The sequence below is a fragment of the Polynucleobacter sp. MG-5-Ahmo-C2 genome (assembly GCF_018687735.1).
GTDB lineage: Bacteria > Pseudomonadota > Gammaproteobacteria > Burkholderiales > Burkholderiaceae > Polynucleobacter.
Window position 1 is genome coordinate 887,121 of the sequence record NZ_CP061304.1, and the last position, 23,617, is coordinate 910,737.

Annotated in this window: 28 protein-coding genes and 3 tRNA genes; 11 read left to right on the top strand and 20 right to left on the bottom strand. The window is 43.3% G+C overall.

Annotated features, from left to right (window positions below; all coding sequences use genetic code 11):
• The first annotated feature begins 126 nt into the window (after positions 1–126).
• Together C2740_RS04605 and ppk2 (C2740_RS04610) are read left to right on the top strand one after the other, a co-directional pair.
• On the top strand, positions 127–432 hold the full coding sequence (locus C2740_RS04605) for a serine/threonine protein kinase (protein ID WP_215294213.1): 306 nt from the start codon (positions 127–129) through the stop codon (positions 430–432).
• 3 nt (positions 433–435) lie between these two features.
• Positions 436–1,218 carry a polyphosphate kinase 2 gene (ppk2, locus tag C2740_RS04610; RefSeq protein WP_215294214.1) on the top strand — a complete coding sequence of 261 codons (783 nt, stop codon included), beginning with the start codon at positions 436–438 and terminating at the stop codon, positions 1,216–1,218.
• Positions 1,219–1,248: 30 nt separating this feature from the next.
• On the opposite strand, the gene C2740_RS04615 is transcribed toward ppk2 (C2740_RS04610), so the two are convergent.
• The 12 genes from C2740_RS04615 to C2740_RS04670 all read right to left on the bottom strand — a co-directional run bounded on the left by C2740_RS04615 (position 1,249) and on the right by C2740_RS04670 (position 12,847).
• Entirely contained in the window at positions 1,249–2,250 is a 1,002-nt protein-coding gene (locus C2740_RS04615) for a sulfurtransferase (protein WP_215294215.1), read from the bottom strand.
• Between the two features lie 67 nt (positions 2,251–2,317).
• A complete protein-coding gene (locus tag C2740_RS04620; protein ID WP_215294216.1) occupies positions 2,318–3,211 on the bottom strand; it encodes an alpha/beta fold hydrolase in 894 nt (297 codons plus the stop codon).
• Positions 3,212–3,264: 53 nt separating this feature from the next.
• Positions 3,265–3,528, bottom strand: a complete 264-nt coding sequence (locus C2740_RS04625) for an EF-hand domain-containing protein (RefSeq protein WP_215294217.1) — start codon at positions 3,526–3,528, stop codon at positions 3,265–3,267.
• Positions 3,529–3,537: 9 nt separating this feature from the next.
• Positions 3,538–4,221 (bottom strand): DUF3313 domain-containing protein, encoded by a 684-nt coding sequence (locus tag C2740_RS04630; RefSeq protein WP_215294218.1) that lies wholly within the window; start codon positions 4,219–4,221, stop codon positions 3,538–3,540.
• Between the two features lie 69 nt (positions 4,222–4,290).
• On the bottom strand, positions 4,291–4,692 hold the full coding sequence (locus C2740_RS04635) for a hypothetical protein (RefSeq protein ID WP_215294219.1): 402 nt from the start codon (positions 4,690–4,692) through the stop codon (positions 4,291–4,293).
• 331 nt (positions 4,693–5,023) lie between these two features.
• Entirely contained in the window at positions 5,024–6,133 is a 1,110-nt protein-coding gene (locus C2740_RS04640) for a formylglycine-generating enzyme family protein (protein WP_215294220.1), read from the bottom strand.
• 4 nt (positions 6,134–6,137) lie between these two features.
• Positions 6,138–7,055: a transporter gene (locus tag C2740_RS04645; RefSeq protein WP_215294221.1), complete on the bottom strand. Its 918-nt coding sequence runs from the start codon at positions 7,053–7,055 to the stop codon at positions 6,138–6,140.
• A gap of 64 nt (positions 7,056–7,119) precedes the next feature.
• Entirely contained in the window at positions 7,120–8,601 is a 1,482-nt protein-coding gene (locus C2740_RS04650; protein ID WP_215294222.1) for an arylsulfatase, read from the bottom strand.
• 62 nt (positions 8,602–8,663) lie between these two features.
• The gene (locus C2740_RS04655; protein ID WP_215294223.1) at positions 8,664–10,127 is read right to left on the bottom strand and encodes an arylsulfatase; all 1,464 of its coding nucleotides are present in this window, start codon (positions 10,125–10,127) and stop codon (positions 8,664–8,666) included.
• A 407-nt stretch (positions 10,128–10,534) separates the two neighbouring features.
• On the bottom strand, positions 10,535–11,758 hold the full coding sequence (locus tag C2740_RS04660) for a glycerophosphodiester phosphodiesterase family protein (RefSeq protein ID WP_215294224.1): 1,224 nt from the start codon (positions 11,756–11,758) through the stop codon (positions 10,535–10,537).
• 19 nt (positions 11,759–11,777) lie between these two features.
• A complete protein-coding gene (locus C2740_RS04665; protein ID WP_215294225.1) occupies positions 11,778–12,569 on the bottom strand; it encodes a class II glutamine amidotransferase in 792 nt (263 codons plus the stop codon).
• A gap of 62 nt (positions 12,570–12,631) precedes the next feature.
• Positions 12,632–12,847, bottom strand: a complete 216-nt coding sequence (locus C2740_RS04670; protein ID WP_215294226.1) for a hypothetical protein — start codon at positions 12,845–12,847, stop codon at positions 12,632–12,634.
• A gap of 246 nt (positions 12,848–13,093) precedes the next feature.
• Here C2740_RS04670 and C2740_RS04675 point away from each other — a divergent pair, with 246 nt between their 5' ends.
• Positions 13,094–13,279: a hypothetical protein gene (locus C2740_RS04675; protein ID WP_215294227.1), complete on the top strand. Its 186-nt coding sequence runs from the start codon at positions 13,094–13,096 to the stop codon at positions 13,277–13,279.
• 146 nt (positions 13,280–13,425) lie between these two features.
• Positions 13,426–13,500, top strand: a tRNA-Cys gene (locus tag C2740_RS04680).
• A 5-nt stretch (positions 13,501–13,505) separates the two neighbouring features.
• On the opposite strand, the gene C2740_RS04685 is transcribed toward C2740_RS04680, so the two are convergent.
• A complete protein-coding gene (locus C2740_RS04685) occupies positions 13,506–13,682 on the bottom strand; it encodes a hypothetical protein (protein ID WP_215294228.1) in 177 nt (58 codons plus the stop codon).
• A gap of 252 nt (positions 13,683–13,934) precedes the next feature.
• On the opposite strand from C2740_RS04685, the gene C2740_RS04690 reads away from it, so the two are divergent.
• The 3 genes from C2740_RS04690 (at position 13,935) to C2740_RS04700 (ending at position 15,041) form a co-directional block, all read left to right on the top strand.
• Positions 13,935–14,096, top strand: a complete 162-nt coding sequence (locus C2740_RS04690) for a hypothetical protein (RefSeq protein ID WP_215294229.1) — start codon at positions 13,935–13,937, stop codon at positions 14,094–14,096.
• Between the two features lie 127 nt (positions 14,097–14,223).
• Complete coding sequence (locus tag C2740_RS04695) at positions 14,224–14,418, top strand: hypothetical protein (RefSeq protein ID WP_215294230.1); 195 nt, start codon at positions 14,224–14,226, stop codon at positions 14,416–14,418.
• A gap of 176 nt (positions 14,419–14,594) precedes the next feature.
• Complete coding sequence (locus C2740_RS04700) at positions 14,595–15,041, top strand: hypothetical protein (protein WP_215294231.1); 447 nt, start codon at positions 14,595–14,597, stop codon at positions 15,039–15,041.
• A 121-nt stretch (positions 15,042–15,162) separates the two neighbouring features.
• Here the strand turns inward: C2740_RS04700 and C2740_RS04705 are convergent.
• Positions 15,163–15,239: transfer RNA gene (locus tag C2740_RS04705), tRNA-Arg, on the bottom strand.
• A 36-nt stretch (positions 15,240–15,275) separates the two neighbouring features.
• Positions 15,276–15,352 (bottom strand) — tRNA-Pro (locus C2740_RS04710).
• A 60-nt stretch (positions 15,353–15,412) separates the two neighbouring features.
• Here C2740_RS04710 and C2740_RS04715 point away from each other — a divergent pair.
• Both C2740_RS04715 and C2740_RS04720 read left to right on the top strand, forming a co-directional pair.
• Positions 15,413–15,781 carry a hypothetical protein gene (locus tag C2740_RS04715; protein WP_215294232.1) on the top strand — a complete coding sequence of 123 codons (369 nt, stop codon included), beginning with the start codon at positions 15,413–15,415 and terminating at the stop codon, positions 15,779–15,781.
• Positions 15,782–15,814: 33 nt separating this feature from the next.
• Positions 15,815–17,962: a TonB-dependent receptor gene (locus C2740_RS04720; RefSeq protein WP_251369702.1), complete on the top strand. Its 2,148-nt coding sequence runs from the start codon at positions 15,815–15,817 to the stop codon at positions 17,960–17,962.
• Positions 17,963–17,968: 6 nt separating this feature from the next.
• Here the strand turns inward: C2740_RS04720 and C2740_RS04725 are convergent, their stop codons facing one another.
• The 5 genes from C2740_RS04725 to C2740_RS04745 form a co-directional block, all read right to left on the bottom strand.
• Entirely contained in the window at positions 17,969–18,493 is a 525-nt protein-coding gene (locus C2740_RS04725; RefSeq protein WP_215294233.1) for a chromate transporter, read from the bottom strand.
• A 3-nt stretch (positions 18,494–18,496) separates the two neighbouring features.
• Positions 18,497–19,060: a chromate transporter gene (locus C2740_RS04730; RefSeq protein WP_215294234.1), complete on the bottom strand. Its 564-nt coding sequence runs from the start codon at positions 19,058–19,060 to the stop codon at positions 18,497–18,499.
• Positions 19,057–19,884, bottom strand: coding sequence for a hypothetical protein (locus C2740_RS04735; RefSeq protein ID WP_215294235.1), 828 nt, complete (start codon positions 19,882–19,884; stop codon positions 19,057–19,059). Before C2740_RS04735 ends, C2740_RS04730 begins: the two co-directional genes overlap by 4 nt.
• A 47-nt stretch (positions 19,885–19,931) precedes the next feature.
• Positions 19,932–20,837, bottom strand: coding sequence for a polyphosphate kinase 2 (gene ppk2 / locus C2740_RS04740; RefSeq protein ID WP_215294236.1), 906 nt, complete (start codon positions 20,835–20,837; stop codon positions 19,932–19,934).
• Positions 20,838–20,901: 64 nt separating this feature from the next.
• On the bottom strand, positions 20,902–21,576 hold the full coding sequence (locus C2740_RS04745) for a 1-acyl-sn-glycerol-3-phosphate acyltransferase (RefSeq protein ID WP_251369703.1): 675 nt from the start codon (positions 21,574–21,576) through the stop codon (positions 20,902–20,904).
• Positions 21,577–21,781: 205 nt separating this feature from the next.
• Between C2740_RS04745 and C2740_RS04750 the strand changes: the two genes are divergently transcribed.
• Positions 21,782–22,591 carry a UDP-2,3-diacylglucosamine diphosphatase gene (locus C2740_RS04750; RefSeq protein ID WP_371816708.1) on the top strand — a complete coding sequence of 270 codons (810 nt, stop codon included), beginning with the start codon at positions 21,782–21,784 and terminating at the stop codon, positions 22,589–22,591.
• Positions 22,588–23,616 carry a glycosyltransferase family 1 protein gene (locus C2740_RS04755; protein WP_215294238.1) on the top strand — a complete coding sequence of 343 codons (1,029 nt, stop codon included), beginning with the start codon at positions 22,588–22,590 and terminating at the stop codon, positions 23,614–23,616. The genes C2740_RS04750 and C2740_RS04755 overlap by 4 nt, the downstream gene beginning before the upstream one ends.
• The last annotated feature ends 1 nt before the right edge of the window (position 23,617 follow it).

The window sequence follows — 23,617 nt, forward strand, 5'->3', positions numbered from 1 at the left end:
TTTGAATGTAGCATTAATTTAAGTGTGGGCATAAAAAGGTTTAATTGTCATAATTGCTTGAATCTATGGCCAATAATCCGTACGATGGAGTATGAATTAGCCATTTTTTAGAGCATAGGAAAAATCATGAGTCAGAAAAAATTAGTAAAACAGTTAATGAAAAAACTGGATAAGTTGGAATTAGATCGCGAGAAACTAATAGACAAGCTAGCCAAGGCTCTTGATAAGCTTGAGAAAAAAGAGGCAGCCGTCAAAAAGCCTGCTGCTAAAAAGACTCCAGTCAAGAAGGCGCCCACAAAGAAAGTTGCTGCTAAAAAGACTCCTGCCAAGAAGGCGCCCACAAAGAAAGTTGCTGCTAAGAAGGCTCCAGCCAAAAAGGCAGCAACTAAAAAAGTTGCCGCTACCCCACCCGCTTCCAGTAACCAAGCCTAATTAGTGGGCAAGGATTTAAAAGAAGGTAATCACGAGGCGGATTACGAAGCCCAGCTTCGCCTGCTACAAATTGAATTAGTAAAGCTACAGCGTCAGATCATTTCTGATGGCTTACGCTTGCTCGTCATTCTGGAGGGGCGTGATACTGCCGGTAAAGACGGCACTATTAAATGCATTACAGAAAATCTCAGCCCTCGTGATACCCATGTTGTAGCACTAAGCAAGCCCTCCTCTCGCGAGGAAGGTGAATGGTATTTTCAGAGATACGTTGCTGAACTACCGTCTGCTGGTGAGTTCACCATCTTCAATCGCAGTTGGTACAACCGAGCTGGCGTTGAAAAGGTAATGGGTTTTTGTACAGATACACAATACAAACAGTTCATGGGCTCAGTCAATCAATTTGAGGGCTTGCTGGTAGATTCAGGCATTCAGATCATGAAGTACTACCTAGATATTGATAAAAAAGAGCAGGCCGCGCGCTTGGAGAGTAGAAAAATAGATCCATTAAAGCAGTGGAAAATAAGCCCTATTGATGAACAGGCACAACACCATTGGGATGCCTATAGCGTTGCTCGCGATCTGATGTTGCTGCAGACTAGCTCTGAAAAAGCGCCATGGACCGTTGTCAATGCTAATAGCAAAAAGCATACCCACTTAAATCTTATTCGAGATCTTTTATCTAGAGTCAGTTACCCAGACAAAGATGAAAAGATTTTGACAGTTGATCCTGAGATTGTGATGCCCTGCCCGCCTCTGGGAAAAAACCCACCCAAGCTAGCGTCATAGAATTATGAAGCAGGGCCCACTCAATATTACCTAGTTGCTTTTAGCCTTGAGGGCCTCTTCTAACTGGTTGATTTTATTTTGCATCGCACTTAACTTAGCGTTTAAAGCCCCAACGTTAAGGAAGGTCTCATCAGCAACTGGCGCCTTTAAGTTATTGCCCCACCCAAGCCATGCCGAGTCATAAACCTTTACTTTTTTGAAGCCCAGGTTTTTTAAGACAACTGCAGTTTCTGCAGCGCGCACTCCGCTTTGACAATAAACGACGGTTTCTTTATCTGGATCCAAGTTGGCATAAAGTTTTTTCAGATCAGCATCACTCTTCAGAGTCATACCAGAGTTGTCTGCCACTTGCTTCTTGCCTAATTTAATTGCTGTAGCCGGATCCTGCCAGTTATCTTCAAAAGGAATATTGACTGAATTTGGAATATGGCCACCTCGAATAGCGCGAATATCTTTACCGGAATACTCATCAGGAGTCCTTACATCCAAAATCTGGACAGATTTAGACTGTGCGAGTTTAAGCATTTCCGCATTGGAAACTACTAGCTGGGCTTGGGGCACGAGGGTTACAGAAACGGGGGCTGATGTTTGGCGCTCTTTTTGAATTGGTAAGCCTGCTGATTTCCAGCCATCAAAGCCATCGTGATATACCTGGGCTTGCTTACCGCCAAAATAATTGATGGTGTAAAGACCGAAATAAGCATACGGGTTACCACGTGTACCATAGACGATAAGGTCGCGATTGATATCTAGGCCGGCATCATTAAAGATCTTTTGGATTTTGTCGGTCGCAATATAGTCTTCTTTATTAGGATCTCTCAGCGTATTTCCAGCGTCGCCAATATTAATTGCACCAGGGATATGTCCTTCTAAGAAACTTTTTTCATCTCGCACATCCCAAACAATAGCCCCGCGAGCAATCCCTTGCTGTACTTGCTCAGTATTGATAATGGCATCATTCTTTTGAGCGTATGCGGTAATGGAAAGTAAGGCGGTAACTGTTAAAAGAGCTTTTTTGATAGATTGATTCATGTGAGATGCTTTCAACTAGATGGGAACAATAAGGAATGAGCTTAACACCAAGCAATTTGACAGAGCTTTATGCAAAAAAGGCTTTGGCTTCAGTAATGAGCTGCTCTGGGCATTCTTCCGGGATGTAATGACCGCAGGGAATGGACTTCCCCGTAACCACGTCAGCAACGACCCGCCAATCCTCGATAGGTTTAAAGCACTGATTCACTAGGCCGTGCTCGCCCCACAACACCCTTAATGGCATCTTGAGTTTTTTGCCGGCCGCCCTATCACTGCGATCATGAGCTAAATCAATGCTCGCAGCAGCTCGATAGTCTTCGCACATAGAGTGCATACTTTCCGGATTGCTTGCCCCAGCCAGGTACTCAGCCCAGCGCTCTGGAGTGAATATTTCTGTGCCAGCATGCCGGCCCATATGATTCTTGAGCCAAAACTCAGGATTAGCACCGATGAGAGTTTCGGGTATAGGTTCGCGCTGTATTAAGAAGAACCAATGCCAATACCCTTTGGCAAATTCCATTGTTGTGTTCTCGTACATCGTTAGGGTTGGAGAAATATCCAGCACCATCAAACGTAATACGCTTTCCGGAAAATCCATTGCTAATCGATGCGAGACTCTGCCACCACGATCATGTCCCAATAAGAAAAACTGCTCATGTCCTAAAGCCTTCATCAATGCATGTTGATCCGCTGCCATTGATCGTTTTGAATAAGTAGAGTGATCAGCCTTACCGTGTGGTTTAGACGATTGGCCATAGCCACGAAGATCAGAAGCCACAACTGTAAAACTATCGGCCAATACGGGAGCAACTATCTCCCAAATCGCCTTGGTCTGAGGAAAACCATGAAGCAGAAGAATGGGCGGGCCATTACCGCCAACTTGGCAGGCAATTTCTATAGGGCCATCTTCAGATGGAACAGTAATGTTCTTTTGTTCAAAACCTGGAAATACTACAGACATAGGAAGCCCAATAAAAAGCCTCCTAAGAGACTCTGTATATAAATAAATCGAAATTAATTATCAGCAATAGCCTGAATTTCTGCAATAGTTACATAGCCATTGCCATCAGAATCAATGTAACTGAAGTGATCATAAATACGCGGCATACAGTCTTTAGCTTCTTCTCTGGTGAGCTTGCCATCGTGATTGGTATCGCACTTTGCGAAGCGCTCTGATATCTCTCGATTTTTGGAAGCGTTATCCGCTATTGCGCTAAGTGGTAGGGTAAGGAAAGTACAAGTAGCAAATAAAGAGATCTGTTTTAGGCATATTCTCATTCTGATCTCTTATTTAGTGGTTGGGCTAGGGTTTGCAGAAGCTTCCATCGCCACTTTAACCACGGCTTTAGCCATCGCAATAAATGAATCTACTGATCCACCAGCAGTCCTAAAGGACTCTCCTTGGATGGTGACTAAGCCCTCCCCCAACAACTTGTTAGACTGGCTATCGGTAATTTTGCTTTCCACTAGAAGTGCTGGTGTTTTGGCATTGACACCACCAGCATATGCCGCAGCATTCAGGGCTAGACCAATGGGTGTGAAATTCCAAGGCTGCAAACTATCAGCCGAACTTTCTGCACCAGTAATGCCAACGGATAAGCGGGCTACACCAGGGCCGGGCATAGTAACGATCTTTATATTGCCACGAGTATTCACGGCCTCAATCATGGAAGCTTGTAATGCTGTTTTGGCCTTAGCAATAGATTCAGCACTGACATCTTTTGTTGCCCCTTGATTCAGATAAATAGGATCTAAGATAACAGCGGTATAGGAGTCTGGATTAACGCCGGAGATTCTATACCTCCAAATGCGAGCATCAGGAACGCTAGTGGCCATTGGCACCAAGATTGAATAGTCAGGCAAATAGCCGGATTTAGGCATTGATTCAGTAGCAAGTTTTGGAGCATTACTGCAGGCGGCTAGTAAAACAACCACTGAGATGGATGCAGCAAAAATATGTAGATTCTTCATTGAATTCCTATAGGGGTGCCACAAATCGATTAGAGACAGATGATGCAAAGGCATCATCACTAAGAATACTCAATCCAATGGCGGACATGGCAACATTCCACCAGTCTTTTTATGAATCGTAGGTTTGCAGTCAGACTGGGCTGCTGGGGAAGTCTGAGATGCTGATACAGGGCTTGCAGATGCTGGCATACCTGCTCCAGCGTTGATAAGTGGAGAATTTGAAGATACGGGGCTTTGCGCTGGATTTGAGGCAACTGTTGGCTTAGCTTGTCTTGGTATCTCAAGGCCTGCTGCAACGTAGAAGGATCTATCTGAACCTGGACAAGGCATTAAGGCGCCGGTCTTAGCGTTATAGACATCCTTGCATTGAGGATTGGCTTCGAGTCGTGATTCTAGTTTCGCAGTGCTACAGGCAGATAAAGCAAGGCTAGCAACAATAGTGAAATTTAATAAATAGATCGTTCTTCTCATCAGACCATTCTAAGCCAAAGCAAATCAGAGACAAATATCAATCAATTTTTAATTCAAGCGGGGAAATAGAGGGGAAATATTGGCCTGCCCAGCACGATTCGAACGTGCGACCTACGCCTTAGAAGCTCTAAAAATGAGGTTAATCAATAGCTTAGACAATGACATAAGCCTTACAAGATCAGGTGTTCGATCGGCACCGAGATCTGTGGAATCATGTGGAACTGACTCGTTGGTGTGTGGCATCGGCAGAAGTAGAGTCGGTCGAACCGACAGTAAATCATCGCGGGTTGATGGTCAGATTTCTAATTTGTCGGGTATACCGACAAAAATACTACTGAGAGTCTTTTGCCAATCTAAATCCAAGGTGTGACATTGGGCTATATGGATCTGCGCCACGTCTTGCACTTGGACGATAAGACTGGCAGTAATCTTCATTGCATAAAAATGATCCGCCTCGGATCACCCTCTTGGGTGCATTTGCAGGTACACCGTAATCATCTGGATCATATGAACTAAGAGGACCTTTTGGGTTATTGGCTACAGCATTGCCATACTCCTTAGCTTGCATCGCAAAATAATCTGAGCGATACCAATCGGCAACCCACTGCCAAGCATTGCCAGTCATATCAAATAGACCATAACCATTTTGTGGAAAGGTTCCTACTGAACTGGTACCGATTGCGCCTCCAGCTTTAGGACTTACCACTGGGAATGCTTGCTTTTTTACATCCCAAATATTCGCTGGCAACTTACCTTCTTGCTCTAGTTGATCACCCCACACATAGGTTGCTTGGTTCAAACCACCGCGAGCTGCAAACTCCCACTCTGCTTCAGTAGGTAATCTTTTGCCGGCCCATTTTGCATAAGCTAAAGCATCTTCGTAACTCACTTGAACCACTGGATGATTACCTTTACCATCAATATTGCTTTTTGGGCCATTTGGATGCCGCCAATTTGCACCAGGCACATAGGCCCACCATTGAGAGTAGTCATTAAGATTTACTTTGGCTTTTGTACCTACAAAAACCATGGCTCCAGGCACAAATACTGAAGCAGGCGGCTTAGGGGTTCCTGGTGGAAGTTGTACACGAATGGTTTCCCAATCAGGAACTTGCTCTGCAGTGGTTTTGTAATTAGTTTCTTTTACAAATTTTGCAAATTGATCATTAGTGACATGAGTGGTATCCATCCAAAATCCAGAGACCTTCACTTTATGCGTAGGCTTCTCATTGGCTTGCGCTTTTTGATGATCGCTACCCATCAAAAATTCACCACCAGGAATCCAAGCCATTCCTTTAGGACCGTTAATTCCATCACCAAGGCGAATTTCTGGAATAACTTGCTGAGGCTTTGAAAAAAAATTGCTCCAAGCTAAAAAGATACCTAAACTCAAAGTAACAAGAACTGCAACCAATAACACGCGACTCTGTATATTCTTCATCTTGCTACTTTCCTAGTGGAATGCTGATGGTGGCAATAGTTGCATACCCCTCCACTCGATTTTGTGCCCAAAATTCTTTATAGGCTCGTAAATTGATATAAGCCTGATTTTTGCCAAGATTAAATAGGTATCCAATTTGTGGGCCGACCGCTGCTATGCGAGATTTGAAAGCACCGACCCTATCTCCGCTTCCTGAGTCAGCCGTGATCTGGTAATAGCCATATCCCGCAATACCCACCTGCCAGTTTTGCGACACAAATTGGGAAACAGACCAGTCTAGGTGTGAATCAATACCATTTTTATAATTGGTTTGAGTATTCATCCAGTTATAAGTAGCGCCCAGTACTCCAGAAAATTCTAGCCCTGTAGTGTTATTAAGGTAGGTGTAGCCACCACCAGCATCCATTGCAGCGTGGCCAATGCCAATAGCAGCAAGACTCGTTGGGCTATACGTACCAACTGGAATATCGCCAGTCACATATGTCTTGAAATTATTATTTCCTTGATTCCAAGTCAAACTAGCTAATGGATAGATATCGGTACTTCCATTGCTAGTATTGGAGCGATTCAATTGGGTGCTTGGATTTACAACGCTTACTGAAGCAGTAGTGGTATTGGTGCCTGGACCCCAACCTACACCAAGATAGGGTTGTCCACCCAGAATCTTTTCTTCCGCTACATATCCCAATTGCATTAAAACCAAAGATTCTCTTGCGCTCAAACCAGCATTAATACTTGTGCCATGTTGAAAGCTTTTTGATTTATCAGCGTTACCGCTATAAACATATGGCATTGCTACCAAGGACCATCCCGTTGCCATAGGAACTGCGGCCATGCTGGCGTATTGGCCGGACATCCAAAAGGGAACGCCGCCTTCATCCGCCAATACTGATTGTGACGAAAAGAAGCTGATTGAAATCAAAAGAAGTTTAGAAAAAATTCCTAAACTTCTTTTGCAAAGCTGGCTATGCACTCAACATTCCTTCTTAACGCGCATTAAAGTTGGTTAAGTTAGCAGGTGGTGGGTTGGGGAACTTCTTAACCGAGGCAAGATACTCTTGAATTGCTTTGAATGCGTTAACTGAAATTGATTCGTAATTTACTAATTGTAAATCTTCATGCGGATCCATTTCGATGTTGTAAACCTTTGGGTAGTACATTGGAACTGAATTAGCAGCTATGCCGCCAAGCATTTGCTGACCAGTGCCCGTGCGATTCATATCTCTAAAATACATTCTCCACTGCTTCCAGCGAACTGCCACTAAATCCGCGCCAATAAATGACATTAAATGTTCGCGATCACCTATTTTGTTCTTACCAGTAAGCGTATCTAATTGATTGACTCCATCAATGGCTCGATCTGTTGGTAGCTTAGCACCTAAGATAGCGGCAAAGGTAGGCATAAAGTCCATGATCGAAAACATGGCATATGAAGAGGTATTTGGAGCGATATGACCGGGCCAGCGAATAAAGCAAAAAGTTCGGACAGCGCCTTCAGTGGCCTCGCCTAGGTCCCCTCGAAATGGGCCATTTGATCCCATATCAGGAGCACCAAGACCCAATCGATCATAAGTCATCATGTATTGGCCAGTGCTACCATTATCTGAGGCGAAAACCAAAATAGTATTGTCCTCAATATTCATTTCTTTGAGGGCATCCATAATTTGTCCGACGTGATAATCCCCTTCCATTAATTTGTCGCCGTACTGACCAATGCGGGACTTTCCAGCAAACTGCTTTGAAGAAAGATTGGGTGAGTGACCCATTGAGAACGGCAGATAAAGAAAGAATGGTTTACCAGCGGCATTCTCCTGCTTCATGAATGCAATAGATTTTTCAGTCAACACATTATCAATTTCTGCTCTGACCTCCATCGTAAATGGCTTTACACGCTCAAGCGGTCCATTTCCCTTTTGCTGAGTAAGCCAAGGCCCCTTTTCATATAAAACTTTATCAGGTACAGTTGGATAGGAATGCGTTTGTATAGCTTGTGCAACGTAGGTGGCAGAGTCCCAAGAGACATCAGGCGGTAAACCGTAATATTGATCAAATCCGTGAGCACCAGGCAAACTCTGAGGTGATGATCCCAAATGCCATTTACCAAAAATTGCGGTTGCATAGCCTGCATCTTTAAACAATTGACCCATTGTGTAAGCTTTGCCTGGCAAAGTACTAGGAGTGCCGGCCTCTGCAACAAGTGACAAACCATTTCGAATAGAATATTGCCCGGTCATTAATGCAGCACGAGATGGTGTGCATGCTGGCTCTACCAAATACTGGGTGAGCTTTAGCCCATTCTTGGCTAATTCATCAGTGCGTGGCGTAGGAGCACCTCGTAATTCACCGCCACCGTAAGGTCCCATATCACCATAGCCAACGTTATCTGCAAGAATAAAAACAACGTTCGGTTTCTTTCGAACAGGAGCAGTTTGTGCAAATACGGTTGGTACTGCCACTGAAATAGACACGAACCCGATCAGTAATCTTCGTAAAAACATTTCAATTCCTAAGCTGTTATTAATCCAACTACCTATTTATTTGCGTAACCTTTGAAATCTTCGCCAACCTTGATATTGGGATATTTTTTAATACTTGCTTCATAGCCTTCAATCCACTTAAAGCTTGGGGCATAAACCCAACCCAAGGTTAGATCGGTGTACATCAGATTATTGTCTTCATGGGGATCGCTACTCAAGTCATAAATCATTGGAATCTGGGGTTTTACATAAGGCTTTCCAATGGACTCGGGAGATTCTGCGTACCTAAAGATCGTTTTATAGATCTTCCATTTAATTGACATCAACTCCCCATCAATGCCAAAGAATGGATATAAGTCTCGGCCAGTCGTTTTACTCTTCCCAAGCATGAAATTCGAGGCATCAACCCCATCGATCGGACGATCTTTAGGAACCAAATTGGATGAGCCAACCATTCCAGCAATTGTTGGCATCCAATCCACTGCAGCAAACATTTCTTCAGTAACCATGCCTGAAGGTACTTTTCCTGGCCAACGAATCATCGCAGGCACACGCATACTTCCCTCAAATGGCGTGTTGAAAAAATTGCCACGGAACGGCCCATTGGTTGCGCCACCAATCTGAGGACTCGCACCACCTCCAGCGTTGTCGCTACTGAAGATAAAAATAGTATTGTCTTCAACGCCCGCATCCTTAACAGCTTGCATCACCTGCCCAACGCGATAGTCCATTTCAGCAACGAGGTCTGCAAAGAGTCCACCACGTTGTGTAGACTTACCAGCAAAGTTCGGATTAGCTATTGGTGGCTCATGCATTTCTGAATAACCCACATACACAAAGAATGGTTTATTTTCTGCAGCATTTTTCTTGATGTATTCAACCGTCTTGGGAATAATGTACTTCTCGTCAATCACTGGACGAATCTTTAGATCAAGTGGCATGACGGGTTTAGATTTTTGCCCTTTCTTGCCCTCCCAGAGCATTGGAACAGGAACTCCACTCTCTTTAAATAGAGGCCACTGTGTATAGCCAGCTTGATCCCATGTATCGGGGGTACCCCACCATTCATCAAAACCCTGATCATTAGGCATACGGCCTTGCGTGTTACCTAAGTGCCACTTGCCGTATAGAGCAGTGGCATAACCAGAATCGGAAAGTAGCTTAGCGATAGTGTATTCCCATGGAGCCATTCCTGCCTTTCCTTGACCGGGCCAAGGAACTGAAGTGGTTCCTGATCGTACCGGGTGACGCCCGGTCATGATTGCAGAACGAGATGGCGTGCACTGAGCTTCAACGTTGTAGTTATTAAAGCGAATGCCTTGACTTGCTAACTTATCAATATTTGGAGTTGGCACTGTACCGCCATAAACACCAAACGATCCCCACCCCGTGTTGTCAACCAGGAAGTAAACGATGTTTGGTTTCTTTTCTTTTGAGCCAGAATCAGATTGAGCAAATACTGGCCCAGCAATTATTGAGATTGAAAAAAATCCAATCAAAAATCTTTTAAAGAACATTGAAGATCCCATTCATTTAATCACATATATTAATTAGATTAATTATCGTTATACAGGAATCGGTTTACTGTTCATGTGAGGCGTAGTTACCCTAATGAAAAAGCAGCAAGAAACTGGGATTAAAGTGCTTTCCAAGTCAAAATTTGTCGGTTTACAAGACAAATTTACTGATCAACCTACGCCGGCCAAGCTCAGCAATGATTAGCCACAATCGAGCCAATAGATAAGCCTGAAACACTATTAATTAGGAGAATTTGGCCTGCCCAGCACGATTCGAACGTGCGACCTACGCCTTAGAAGAATTCGTGGCTGCTGGAAAGTCTATATATTTCAATGACTTACACGCATAAATCGGGACTGTGTAATAAACTGTGCAATGCCTTAATAGAGATTATTCATTTACGTACTTACTTAAGTCCCATACAGTTTGCATAGTAGGTAACAGTTGCAGGCCAGTCTGAAAATATCCCCTTAATACCAACTTGCTTAGCTAGTACATCTAAAACCTCGTAAATTTGGCCATCGGTGTAAATGGCAGATTTAATTGACTGGTGGTACCAGCCTCCCCCTTTATTCATCGGTCCATCACGCTCTAGAGACCATGTAATGATGTTTAATTTAGCCTCTTTTGCTGCCCTAGCGTAAGCCGATGGAGTAATCCCTCCATTACTACCTGTGGTCAGCAGCACCCATATTGGAGGAGCAATATATCGCACTCCTTTCGCATAGAGCTCTTGCATGGTTGGCTTTAAATTTTCAGGCTGTGCAGCATTAAATCCTTTCTGCTCATATCTACCATCCAAATAAATTGCTTGCTTTCCAAACTCGGGTTCATTCTGAATCCAATAAATCACATCATTCAAATTAAATGATTGTGGAAAAACATCTTTAGGAGAAACACCAGCCTGCTTATATTCATTAATCAGCGCTTGTGCATATTGGTCTTGGGTAAATCCTAAATAAGGCATTGGCACAACCGCCTCTTTAAGCTCAGGAGTAAATTTACCCCCAAAACTCTTGAATAAAGCAATAGATTCTTGATGCGTTAATAAAGTGCCACCCGCCTCGGAATATAGCTCAGTTCTCCAAGGTGGAGTACCCGCCATGTATGACTGAATGTCTTTGGCATTTTTATTAAATCCGGCCATCTTGCCACGTAGGGATTTAAATTCTTCTGAGGTGATATCGGTTGTGCGGCACTCCGCTAACGCAGACTCTGTGCCATTTGCTGGGGTAAAGGGCTTGGTGCACTTTTCTTGTAAATTTGTTAGCAATATATTCGTTGTTGCTTGTAAATCATTTTGTGCATGGCGACAAACCAATTGTTTATCTTGAGTAAACGTGACATCACATTCAAAAATACCAGCCCCCATGAGTGCGGCAGCTTTATTGGACTGCACGGTATGCTCAGGAAACTCTAAGGGTGCGCCACGGTGTGCTATGGAAAATGATGTGCGTTGGGGAGTATTACCGGAACAGCTTTGTAGCTTCCTTTTTAATGACCCCTCTTTCATTGCATCAATTAAATAAAAGGGTCTTACTCCGTATTGGGTATTTTGACCAAATACTGGAAGACTCATGAACAGGAAGGGTGCAAGAATCAAAGAAAGAAATTTTGATTGAAATTGCATGTTTATCTTATTAAACACATTAGAAAAGCGGACTAATTGAAACCGCCTTGTTTTTCCATAAAATAATTTTAGACTCCCCTACCGCAGTCCAATGATCTGAATCATCGTCAAATGGCTCAGAGGCAATCGTGTTAATAATCTTCGATTGAGCTTGTTTTTTATGTAAGTCAGGCGTCCCATAAAAAAGGGATGGTGACTGCTGATCACTTGAATATCTGAAAGCCCAAATAGATTTACCATCACTTAGGGCTGCTGAAAATCTAAACGGTTCAGTTGCCCCATTAGCCTCTAAAAGAGAGATGACCTTTTCGATTGCCTTTTTGATACCGCGTATGGGGTCTTTCTCCAATCCACAAGAAAGCGCTAGCAAGAAAAAAGCCTCACTATCTGTGGTGCCTAGTCGGTGATGATAATAATCCTTTGAAATCAAAGACTCAATATCTCGGCGCAGAAATTGCCAATGTCCAATTTGGCCATTATGCATAAAGCTCCATTTGCCATATGTGTAAGGGTGACAATTAGCTCGGGAGATACTGGTACCTGTAGTAGCCCGTACGTGAGCTAAAAATAGACCACTTTTGACATGCTGACTCAGCTGTCTTAAATTCTCATCATTCCATGCAGGTAAAACATCCTTAAATAGTCCCGGAGTTTTTTTACCCCCATACCAAGCTACCCCAAAACCATCACCATTGGTGGTAAAGCTAGATTTTGTAGCTTTAAGGCTTTGGGAGATCAGTGAATTCTTTTGCAAAAAAAGAAGATTTTCTAGATAAATCTTTTCTCCAGCGTAGGCCATCCATCGACACATGTATTAATTCCTCATATGAATGATCCTAGTCTAATACATACCAGGCAAAGGGGAGATTGATATTACTCGTTAATAATGACGGCGGATTTGGACATGATGATTTGCTCTAGTTCATGACTTGTAAGATAGCAAATAGTTGTCTTAGATTTGGCAACTTCATATTGCTCATCTTCAATTGCCCTAATTGGATACCTCCCCACCTTTAATGGAGTAAGCCCAATCACATCATCATCAAGAACTGTTTTAGCTAAAAAGCTGTCGATTACTTTTAATTGCATATTGCGATTTTACAAAAAGAATATGACAACTCTTTTAGACAAAATAATTATGAAGACTTCAGAATTTCTACATGGTGAATTATTGCTCACCTCCGCACCCAATAAAGACCTCTAGCACTACAAAAAATATCTCGTTTTTTGTCATAAAAGTGCCATTGAAAATTCATGTGAGAGCTGTTAAATGATTTCCCAAGGAGATTTTCTTGGGAATGTAGCACTTTAAATCATTCACAAAGGAGATTAGCCATGCAAGAGCAGGAAGGCAATACTGAACCATCTGAACTTACTCGCATTAGCAGAAAACTAGAACCCGAAGATCGTTTAAAAGATCGCATGATCATTAGACATCTCAGACAAAGTCAAAATAATTTCTTATTTAATTTTGATGAGCCTGTAAATATTAAAAAACAAGTTGGGGTGAGCCATGAATAAAGATATTCTGTTTCATACTCCAGGACTAGGCACCTATTTGACCTTATCTGGTATTGCCATAACTGCTACTGTGCTAATAATGTGCTTGACAACCTAACAACGCAGTTCATGTTGAAAAGCCATCCGAGAGATGGCTTTTTCTTTGTGGCGGAATGGCAGAGTGGTAATGCATGAGATTGCAAATCTCAACACCCTAGTTCGATTCTAGGTTTCCGCCTCCAAGCTCTTAATTCTCTTTATGTTTCTTACCCAACTTCTCGGGTTTGCCATTTCCATAAAGACACCACTGTTTGATTTCCTCAGTGAGGACTTCAAGATCTTTCATCTTAAAATTCTTAAAGTCTTCAAGCCCAATAGATCCAGTCACTCTTAGTTTTTCTATAGCCTCTTTTAATGCGCTCATCGTTATGTCTTTTTTGTTGAATTAAGTGGTTATTTTAATTTATGACTCATTTTTATCACCGATTGATCTAACTTTGATCCTTTCTGGGGTGATTTTGGAGTTTTATGACCAATTGACGACAAATAGTTATTTTAGTCATTAACTTACGATCTTTTAATCTAAAAAGTTATTTTGCTGTCATGCAATATTCATTAAGAAGGCTCATAGTGTGTAGGTAGTAACCCTAGTATTTTTTAACTAAAGGAGCCTTCAATGACACAATTATTGAGTCTCTTAGATCAAGTCTTTGGCAACCTGACTAAAGGCAACGATTTAGAGCAATACATCAACAGCCACAACCCCAATAGCCATCAGCAAGTAGAAGAGCTTACTCGTGACTACCTCTACAGCTTCAACACTTCTAGGGGGCTATAAATCATGGGAAAACTAAAACGACTGTTCATTAAAGCGGCTTTAGCGTGGGTTGAGACTCGCCAAGCCTACGTCAATCGCAGCTCCAAACATCGCCTGGGTTCATGAGCTTAATTTAGGAAAACACTAAATGAAGTTAACTGTCTTTCGTTACAAAGTCTGGGATCATCAAGATGACGATCATGTTCATGTTGCGCCTTACTATGCCATTCGAGAATATATCGAGCATTTAGAGGGCGCAACAGTGATTGAAGATGATCATTTAGAGGTGGATGAGTCTGATTTAGATACTCATGGACGGATTGCTGTAAGGGATGAAGGGTAGTGAATGAGCGTCGCTTAAATCGACGCTTGAGCACTACAAGGATAAATGATTTCCCAATCATGAAGCGTCTTTTAAATGGACAACTCTGTAATAACAGCTCATCAATTGGTCACCTCATTGCCATATTAAAGCTGTAATTTGTGCTTGTAGCATCCATTTCACAACTAAGGGGCAATATGAATCTCAAAGATCTAAACACAAACACCAAAAATATAACTTCCCTAACTGGACGCTATGCTGTTTTGCAGGAAATCTTTAGTGGGTTTCATTCCTATCTGGAAACTCAATTAGAAGCCGAGCAATTTAAAGATTGGAATATTGAAGTTTCCGACTTAACCGAGCTAAATGAATTTATTATCTTGATAGCTGGACAAGAAATCATCTTCAATTTCGACATAGAGGCTGGTGATACAGGGTCCTACTTGGGACTGGTAACAGCTTTTATAACAGATGATTATTTTGATGACCTTCCGAACGTAATAGCATCATTTACATTTGATGGTAGTGGTATTGCTAAAGATCTAACCGGCCTTGAAGATCCCACAAATCTTAAAGTGCCAGACCATTGCCTCAACATAGCCTTACAAATCTGTCTGGGTGCTTTTAACGAAATTGATGAATAGTATGAGCAGTTAAACTGGATTAGTCATCCTAAATCATAAATTAGACAACTAAGTGGATGCCGCCTGAGTTACTGAAGCTGACTGCAAAGCATTTCTTTAAAAGGATGGAGTAGAACTTTGGTGGCCTGCCCAGCACGATTCGAACGTGCGACCTACGCCTTAGAAGGGCGTTGCTCTATCCAGCTGAGCTATGGGCAGTTATATGCTGGGTGTAACTAGAACAATAAGGGAAAGTGGTCGGAGTACAAGGATTCGAACCTTGGACCCCCTGCTCCCAAAGCAGGTGCGCTACCAGGCTGCGCTACACTCCGACGGAACCGATATTCTACACTGACAGGGCAATTACAGGCAAATCCTGTAAGATTCGTTGCATGGTTGCCTATTTTTCCAGCAAATATGTAAAGTGTTTTCAAGCTACTTTTTCAGTAGCTTTGCTCCTCTTTTGTCTGCTAGGAACCCATTGGGTTGGCTTTGCTCACGGCATTTCTCATTCGGGCTTACAAAGCCTAAGTATTGAAAAATGCTCTGCTGCTGATTCAGATGGCAGCATTACTCATAGTTCCGATGCCTGCCATTTATATGATGCTCTGACATTGGCTGGATTTATTCCTGTTGCCAACTCTGAAGTAGTTGCCCCCTCTGTCAACACCTCAGCGATGATTCTCCCTGCAGAACTGATTCTCATTGAATCGACTTCTGCTGCATACCAATCACGCGCTCCCCCTTCTTTTATTCTCTAATCGCCATAGTAGCCTGGGCACTTCCCTGGGTTTTTGATTGAAGCAGCATCTTCTCTAGATTCTGCTGGGAATGAAAGATCATCAATGTATTCCAAGCGTCATTTGTTTTGTTATAAGGCACTTTTGTGCATTGTATTTTCTGGGCTATTACTAAGTTCAGTTGGCGCACAAACATCCAATTTGGAAATTACCGCCACTGGATCGCAAGAGGCAACCCAAAGCATCCTAACCCCAATTAAAGTTTTACAGGGTGATGAGCTATTAAACAAACTGGGATCCACTTTAGGAGCAACACTTGCAAATGAATTGGGCGTATCTGCCACAGGTTATGGCACTGGATCTTCTCGTCCCGTCATACGAGGGCTTGAGGGCTCAAGAGTACAAATTTTGCAAAATGGTCTTTCTGTTGGTGATGTATCCAATATTTCACAAGACCATGCTGTTGGCAATAATATGCAAAATGCGCACCAGGTTGAGATCTTAAGAGGTGCTGCCGCCCTACTGTATGGATCAGGCTCCAGCGGTGGATTAGTCAACGTGGTAAATGATCGTATTTTGACCAACCTTCCTGATAGACCAACAGGAGCAATCAACACCAGTTATGAAACTGTCAATAATGGCCGCGCTGGTTCACTCGAGGTAGATGGCGCTCATGGCTCGGTTGCTGTGCATGTCGACACCGCTATTAACAACGCCAATAATTACCGCATTCCTGGCAGTTCGACTCAATCACAAGGCGAACCCGTCGGAGCTTGGACTGTTCCTCCAGCAGGTAATGGTGGCAATAACTTCACGGGAAAACTGCCGAATAGCTACAGTAATCAAAATAATTTAGGCCTTGGGGTTTCTTATATTGGGGAGAATGGCTATACCGGTGTATCGGTCGAGCGCTTAAACAATAACTACGGCATACCAACGCCAGAGGGCGGCTCAATCAATCAATCACAGAATCGTTATGATTTACAACACCAAACACGTGATCCATTGGATGGGTTTTCATCATTGAAATTTAGCGCTGCTAATAGTAATTACAACCATACTGAATTTAACAACACCGGCGAAGCTACAGCACTCTGGAAAAATCTTGCCAATGAGGCGCGCTTTGAACTAGCGCATAACCCTCTTCTGGGCTGGAAAGGTAGCTTTGGCGCGCAAGTTACGACTGCTTCTCTGAATGCATCACAGATCGGCACGGGAAGTTATGCCATCGTTCCACCAACCAAAACTCTTTCAAATGCTTTATTTTGGATTGAGGAAGGCAAGTGGAATTCTCTTCAGGGTAACTTGGGGTTACGTTACAACAATGTCGCGCAAAATCCGAATACTTCAACGCCCCTAGTGTCGCAAGATACCGCTGCGGGAACGCAAACTCCAAGCATTACTTTGCTAAACCGCAACTTTAATTTGCTGTCGTATTCTGCGGGTGGATTGTGGAGCTTTATACAAGGCCATGGTATTGGAATTGCCTATACAGTATCGCAACGCGCGCCTAGTGCACAAGAACTCTATTCCTATGGCGCTCATGAATCCACTGCAACGTTTGATATCGGTAACCCAAATTTAAATAAAGAAATCTCAAATAATTTAGAGCTCAATCTGCAAAAAAATATTGGGTTGTTGCGTGGTAAGGCGAGCATCTACGCAAATCGTTTTAACAACTATATTTACGGCTATTACACCGGTAACTCCATTAGCAATGGTGGCCAAGATGGCAATGGTTTTAGTGTTGTCACCTCGCAGCAAGCCGCTGCCACGATTAAAGGGGTTGAAGGTGAATTAACTTATAACTGGCATGAGCAGGGTCTTGGGGGCAGAGTTTTTGGTGACGCTTCTCAGGGAAGTTTTGATGCGGGAGGTAATCTTCCCTTGCAACCTGCGCCAAGACTTGGAGCGGAACTTGCTCATCAACGTAATGGTTGGCTAACGAATGCCGCTTATATTTACAGTTATCAACAAAATCGTTTAGCAAGTTGGGAGCAAGGTCCAGCTCCAAGCTATAACTTACTGAATGCTGGGGTCTCTTATACAGAGAGAATTCAGCAAGTTAATTGGACCGTCTACCTCAATATGAAGAACTTACTTAATGAGCAGATTCGGTATGCCACGACACCGATGGCTGTCAGGCTCTACGCTCCACAACCCGGCAGAAGTTTGATGCTTGGGCTGCGGGGAACGTTCTAATGGGGTTTAAAAGAACCGAAGCAAAATATAAGAAAACAATCCTGAGCCCAAGATAACAAGCACTGGGTTAATTTTGGTTTTCAGTATGCAGATGAGCGTGATGACCGCTAATCCTAGAGTAATTGGGCTCACGATTGAGGCTTTCGCAACCGCATACACACCAGATGACATGAGGCCAATAGAGATAGGCTCTAGAGCATTCTGTATTGAGCGTCGCCAAGGACTCTCACCGAAATGATTCCAAAGACGTCCCGCATATAGGCATAAGATGCTGGAAGGTAAGAAGAAGGATAGCAACACCACCCCGGCACCAATTAAACCAGCCACCTGAAAGCCAATCACCAAGACCATCAACATATTGGGCCCAGGTGCTACTTGTCCAATACTGTATATATGAACAAATTGGGTATGGGAGACATTAAATTGTTGAGCTAGCAAGGTTTGCATTTCTGGCAGGACGGCTGTGCCTCCCCCTACTGCCATGATGGAGAGCGCCATAAAAGTGAATGCAAGATTGACGAGTACATTCATAAATCAGTGATCACGATTGGGGCGATAAAGGTAAATGGCGACCGGTGCCATGATCAGGAAGACTAGAGGTAGCGATAGCTTCACAATACTCATGAGGCAAAAAGTAACTGCAATGATGGCAATCGACTTCAATTGCTTCCAATGTTGATCACCAATCCGGTAGGTAATGGCCGCTAACAAACCACATGCGCCAGCCGCAATACCCGCTAACACAAGATTTGCCATTGGATGATCTGTATTGGCAGCATAAAGAGCACCCAATATCAATACAAAAATAGAACCCGGAAAAATGAGGCCAAGCGTAGCACTAATAACGCCTGCAAGACCACGTAAATGGTCGCCAGAAAGTACGGCGAGGTTTACAGAATTCAATCCCGGCATAGTCTGGCTAATGGCCAGAAAAGCCATAAACTCATCAGAACTTAACCACTTGCGCTTTTCAACCAACAGAATACGTTCGTAAGCAATGATTCCGCCGCCAAAGCTAATCGCGCCTATTAACAAAAATTGGATAAATAAATCACCTAAGGATGGTCGCAGCGATTGCTGATCTGGCGCAACAATCATTCAGGCTTACCGTAGATTAAAGCTGTTTTGGTACTGCCAATTTCAAGCCAATCAGCGAGTTCAATTTGCAGCTTTTTAAAGAATTTGTCTGCCCTCTTGTGGGATTTTTCGTCCGAACGATTGTCGTCGTTAACACGATATGAAAAGGCTAATTCACCAACAATCGGTTCACCTACGCTTTTCATCCAAATTGCAATATCGCAGTGTGCTTGAACGCCATTACCAAACACCAAATTACCGATAGGCAAGCAAGCCTCTAAGATCTTATTAGTATCACCACCAACGATTCTTAATGGCGCTTCTTGATCAGCGTTCAGTTTAGCCAAACCTGGAAAATATTTGCTAACACCACTCAGGGATCGATCAAACAAGTCATCAAGAGGAACTGCATCCAATATAGAATTGTTGGAATAGATTTGACGTCTTGAGCCTAACTCATCACCCCGCAAGATCTCTTCTTTGAGGCGCAGCCGGTGTTTGATGTTCTTCGCTGGGGCGGGATCAAATTTAGCCGACTCTTTTAAATCATGGGTTCTGCATTTCAGGGTTACCTCACACCAGTCATCAACCCAAACATTCTGTCGAGATTCGCGAACACGCAAAATGACATTATTTTGACGAAAGTCTTCACCGGGGGTGTCATAAAAATAAATGTTGCGTAATCCGGTAGTCGCATTATCCAAGTGGAAAAATCCAACATCACTTTTTTTGCAAAAAGCCAGAATTTGATCGCTTAATAAAGTAATCCGGCTTCTGCGATCTAAGCCACTTGGCTTAATTAATAACTTGAATTCACGATTCGTGATGGATGAATGCAGCTTCATGAAATAACCCCTCTTTCTAAAGAGAGGTTATCACTATCTCAGAAAAACTAATAGATTTCTGGAACGTACATCTCGGGGGGTACGGGTCCACGCAAGTAGTCTGGATTGTGTACCCGAGCTGGGAGGGTAATTTCAGGATGGGGAATCTCTTGATAAGGGATTTGACTCAGAAAATGGCTGATGCAATTTAAACGCGCTTTTTTCTTATCATTTGCAGCTACAACCCACCATGGAGCTTCGGGAATATGGGTATGCTCCAACATGGTTTCTTTAGCTTTGGTATAGGCCTCCCACAAACGGCGAGCTTCTAAGTCCATTGGACTCAATTTCCACTGCTTTAGTGGGTCATGAATACGCATCATGAAACGGTTGTACTGTTCATCATCAGAAATCGAGAACCAATACTTAATCAGGATGATTCCTGAATTAATCATCATCCGCTCTAAATCTGGGACAGTTCTCAGAAACTCTTGGTACTCATCATCCGTACAAAAGCCCATCACTTTTTCAACGCCGGCACGGTTATACCAACTGCGATCAAAAAGAACGATTTCGCCACCCGCTGGCAATTGAGAAATGTAGCGCTGAAAATACCACTGCGTTTTTTCGCGTTCGTTTGGCGCTGGCAAGGCAACGACCTTACATACACGTGGGTTCAAACGTTGCGTAATACGTTTAATGGCACCGCCCTTACCTGCAGAATCTCGACCTTCAAAAAGAACAGCAACCTTGACTTTATTGGCAACAACCCAGTCTTGCAGCTTAACGAGCTCACCCTGCAGGCGAAAGAGCTCTTTAAAGTAAACGCTACGAGGGACCGAAGACACCTCTTCACCTTCAGAAGCAAGGCGATCATCGTCTAACTCCATTTCGAGTTCTTCATCCATGCTATCCAGAATTTCTTCTTGAGCACGTTGGTACCACTCGGCCATCTCTTTGTGTTTTGAAGTCATATGATATTTACCAATTAGGGCATTATTTTTAGAACATAGTTATGACATCTATATTACAACGAGCCTAATGACAGTGATTTGCAAGATATTGAGCAATTTGTTCTTGGCTATAAAGAGCAAGTGATTTCCGGTCTGCCTCTGCCTTGGTGGGTGGAAAAAAGCTTAATTCCACACGCAGCCTACGATTTTTTAATATGCTGGCCATAGAACCAATTAAGCCCATATCACCGACAAATGCTGGAACCTCAGAATGCTGACCAGTCTCTCGATCAAAATACGCTATAGCCAATGTGCAGACTGGAACTTCAGCCAACACAGCAGCTTCGAATAAGTTTGGCTTAAAAGATTGAACACTTTTGCCAATTGTTGAGGTGCCCTCAGGAAAAATACAAATAGACTGAGTTCTGAGTAATGAGGCCATATCACTAACAACTTGTCTGGCATGTCTTGAGCTATCTCTTTTAATAAAAACAGTGCCAAGTTGTTTTGCCATCCAGCCGAAGATGGGCCACTTTTCAACTTCAGATTTGGCGACAAATCGAATAGGCCTAAAAGCGTTGATGACATGAATATCTACCCAGGACACATGATTGGACGCAAGTAAATATGCGTTACCAGGGATCGCTTCAGGTGAATTTACTAGCAATTGAATGCCAAAAATCTGTAATAAGCGTTTAGACCACCTCTGAATATGTCTATTTTTAGCATCCAAGCTGATGAACGGAAATAAGCTCAGCAAGGTAATTACCCCCCTGATGACGTGGAGCCAAACGAAAACCCAGAGAACGATATAAAGAAAAATGGGGGTATTTCTATCCGAAAGGTGATTTCTGGTGGTCATAAAAGGCATTTATATTGAATATGCTAAATCATAAAGGCATAGTCACAAAAGTGTCTTAGAAATGTCATGAAGCTTTCATAGTGGCTTGGCTTAATACGGTTTCATGATGCATTACAGAGCTATCTGGATTTCAGACGTACACCTAGGAACATCAGGGTGTCAGGCAAACTACCTCCTCGATTTTCTAAAACACAATGAAGCCGATCAGTTTTATTTAGTTGGCGACATCATTGATGGCTGGAGACTAAAAAAGTCTTTTTACTGGCCTCAAGCCCATAACGACGTAGTTCAAAAACTATTACGAAAAGCACGTAAAGGCGCTGAAGTGATCTACGTCCCTGGCAACCATGATGAGAGTGCCAGACAATTCTTCGGCCTCTCTTTTGGTGATGTTAAGGTTGTTGAGGAGTGTATCCACATCACCGTAGATGGTAAAAAACTATGGGTAACCCATGGCGACCTATTTGATGGCGTCATGCAATATGCCAAGTGGCTAGCCTATGTGGGCGACACCATGTATTCCTTCATTCTGTACATCAATCGCTACTTCAATATGTTGCGGGTCAAGATGGGCTTGCAATACTGGTCTCTTTCTCAATACCTTAAACACCAGGTCAAGAATGCTGTCAGCTATATCGCCGACTTCGAGCACATTATGGCAAGAGAAGCACGTCTGCGTGGTTGTGATGGGGTTGTTTGTGGACATATTCACAAAGCAGAGATTCGGGAGATTGATGGCCTACTCTATTGCAACGATGGTGATTGGGTAGAAAGTCTGACCGCATTAGTTGAAACCCATGAGGGAGAGCTCAAAATTATTCATTGGCCGCACATTAAAGGTGAGCCTGTTGAAACTCCAGAAATTGCTTTCCAACCTGTTATTCAACCACTCGTAAAAGAGGCTGTGCTATGAAAATTATGATCATCACCGATGCATGGGATCCACAGGTTAATGGTGTAGTACGCACCCTTAAACAAACCCGCGCCGAATTAACGGCTATGGGTCACGAAGTAGAAATGATCACACCGAATGGCTTTAAATCCATTCCATGCCCCACCTATCCTGATATCGCGCTCTCACTATTTCCGGGTAAAGAAGTAGCTCGTCGCATTAAAGAATTTGCACCAGATGCCATGCATATCGCTACTGAAGGGCCTCTAGGCCTATCGGCACGCTCTTATGCAGTCAAAAACAATCTTCCCTTCTCTACTGCGTATCACACCCGCTTTCCTGAGTATGTCAAAGCGCGCACTGGCATTCCACTTGCCATTACCTACGCATTCATTCGTTGGTTCCATGGCCCATCCATGGCTGTGATGGCGCCAACCATTGTTGTAAAAGACGATTTAGAGAAGTATGGTCTGAATAATGTGGTCTTGTGGTCAAGAGGTGTAGACCTTGATATTTTCAAAATGCAAGAATCAAAAGCCCTTAATACAGCCCACCCAATCTTTTTGTATGTTGGTCGCGTTGCTGTTGAAAAGAATATCAATGCATTCTTGGAAATTGACTTGCCTGGTTCCAAGTGGGTAGTTGGCGATGGCCCAGCAATGGCAGGAATCAAAGAAAAATACCCTGAGATCAATTATCTAGGCGTATTGCAGCAACATGAGTTGGCTAAGGTCTACGCTGCTGCCGATGTATTTGTATTCCCAAGCAAAACGGATACCTTTGGTTTGGTGCTATTGGAAGCCATGGCTTGCGGCACACCGGTAGCAGCTTACCCCGTGACAGGTCCGATCGATGTCCTGGGCAACTCTCCTGCTGGCGCAATGAATGAAGACTTGCGTGAAGCCTGTATTGCAGCATTGAAGATTCCTCGCGAAGTGGCTCGTGCGCATGCAGAGAAGTTCTCTTGGAGAGCTGCTTCAGAGCAATTCGTTAATCACCTAAAGCCCGTTCCATCAACTGATGTGCATGTCACTGCTCTGGCATAAA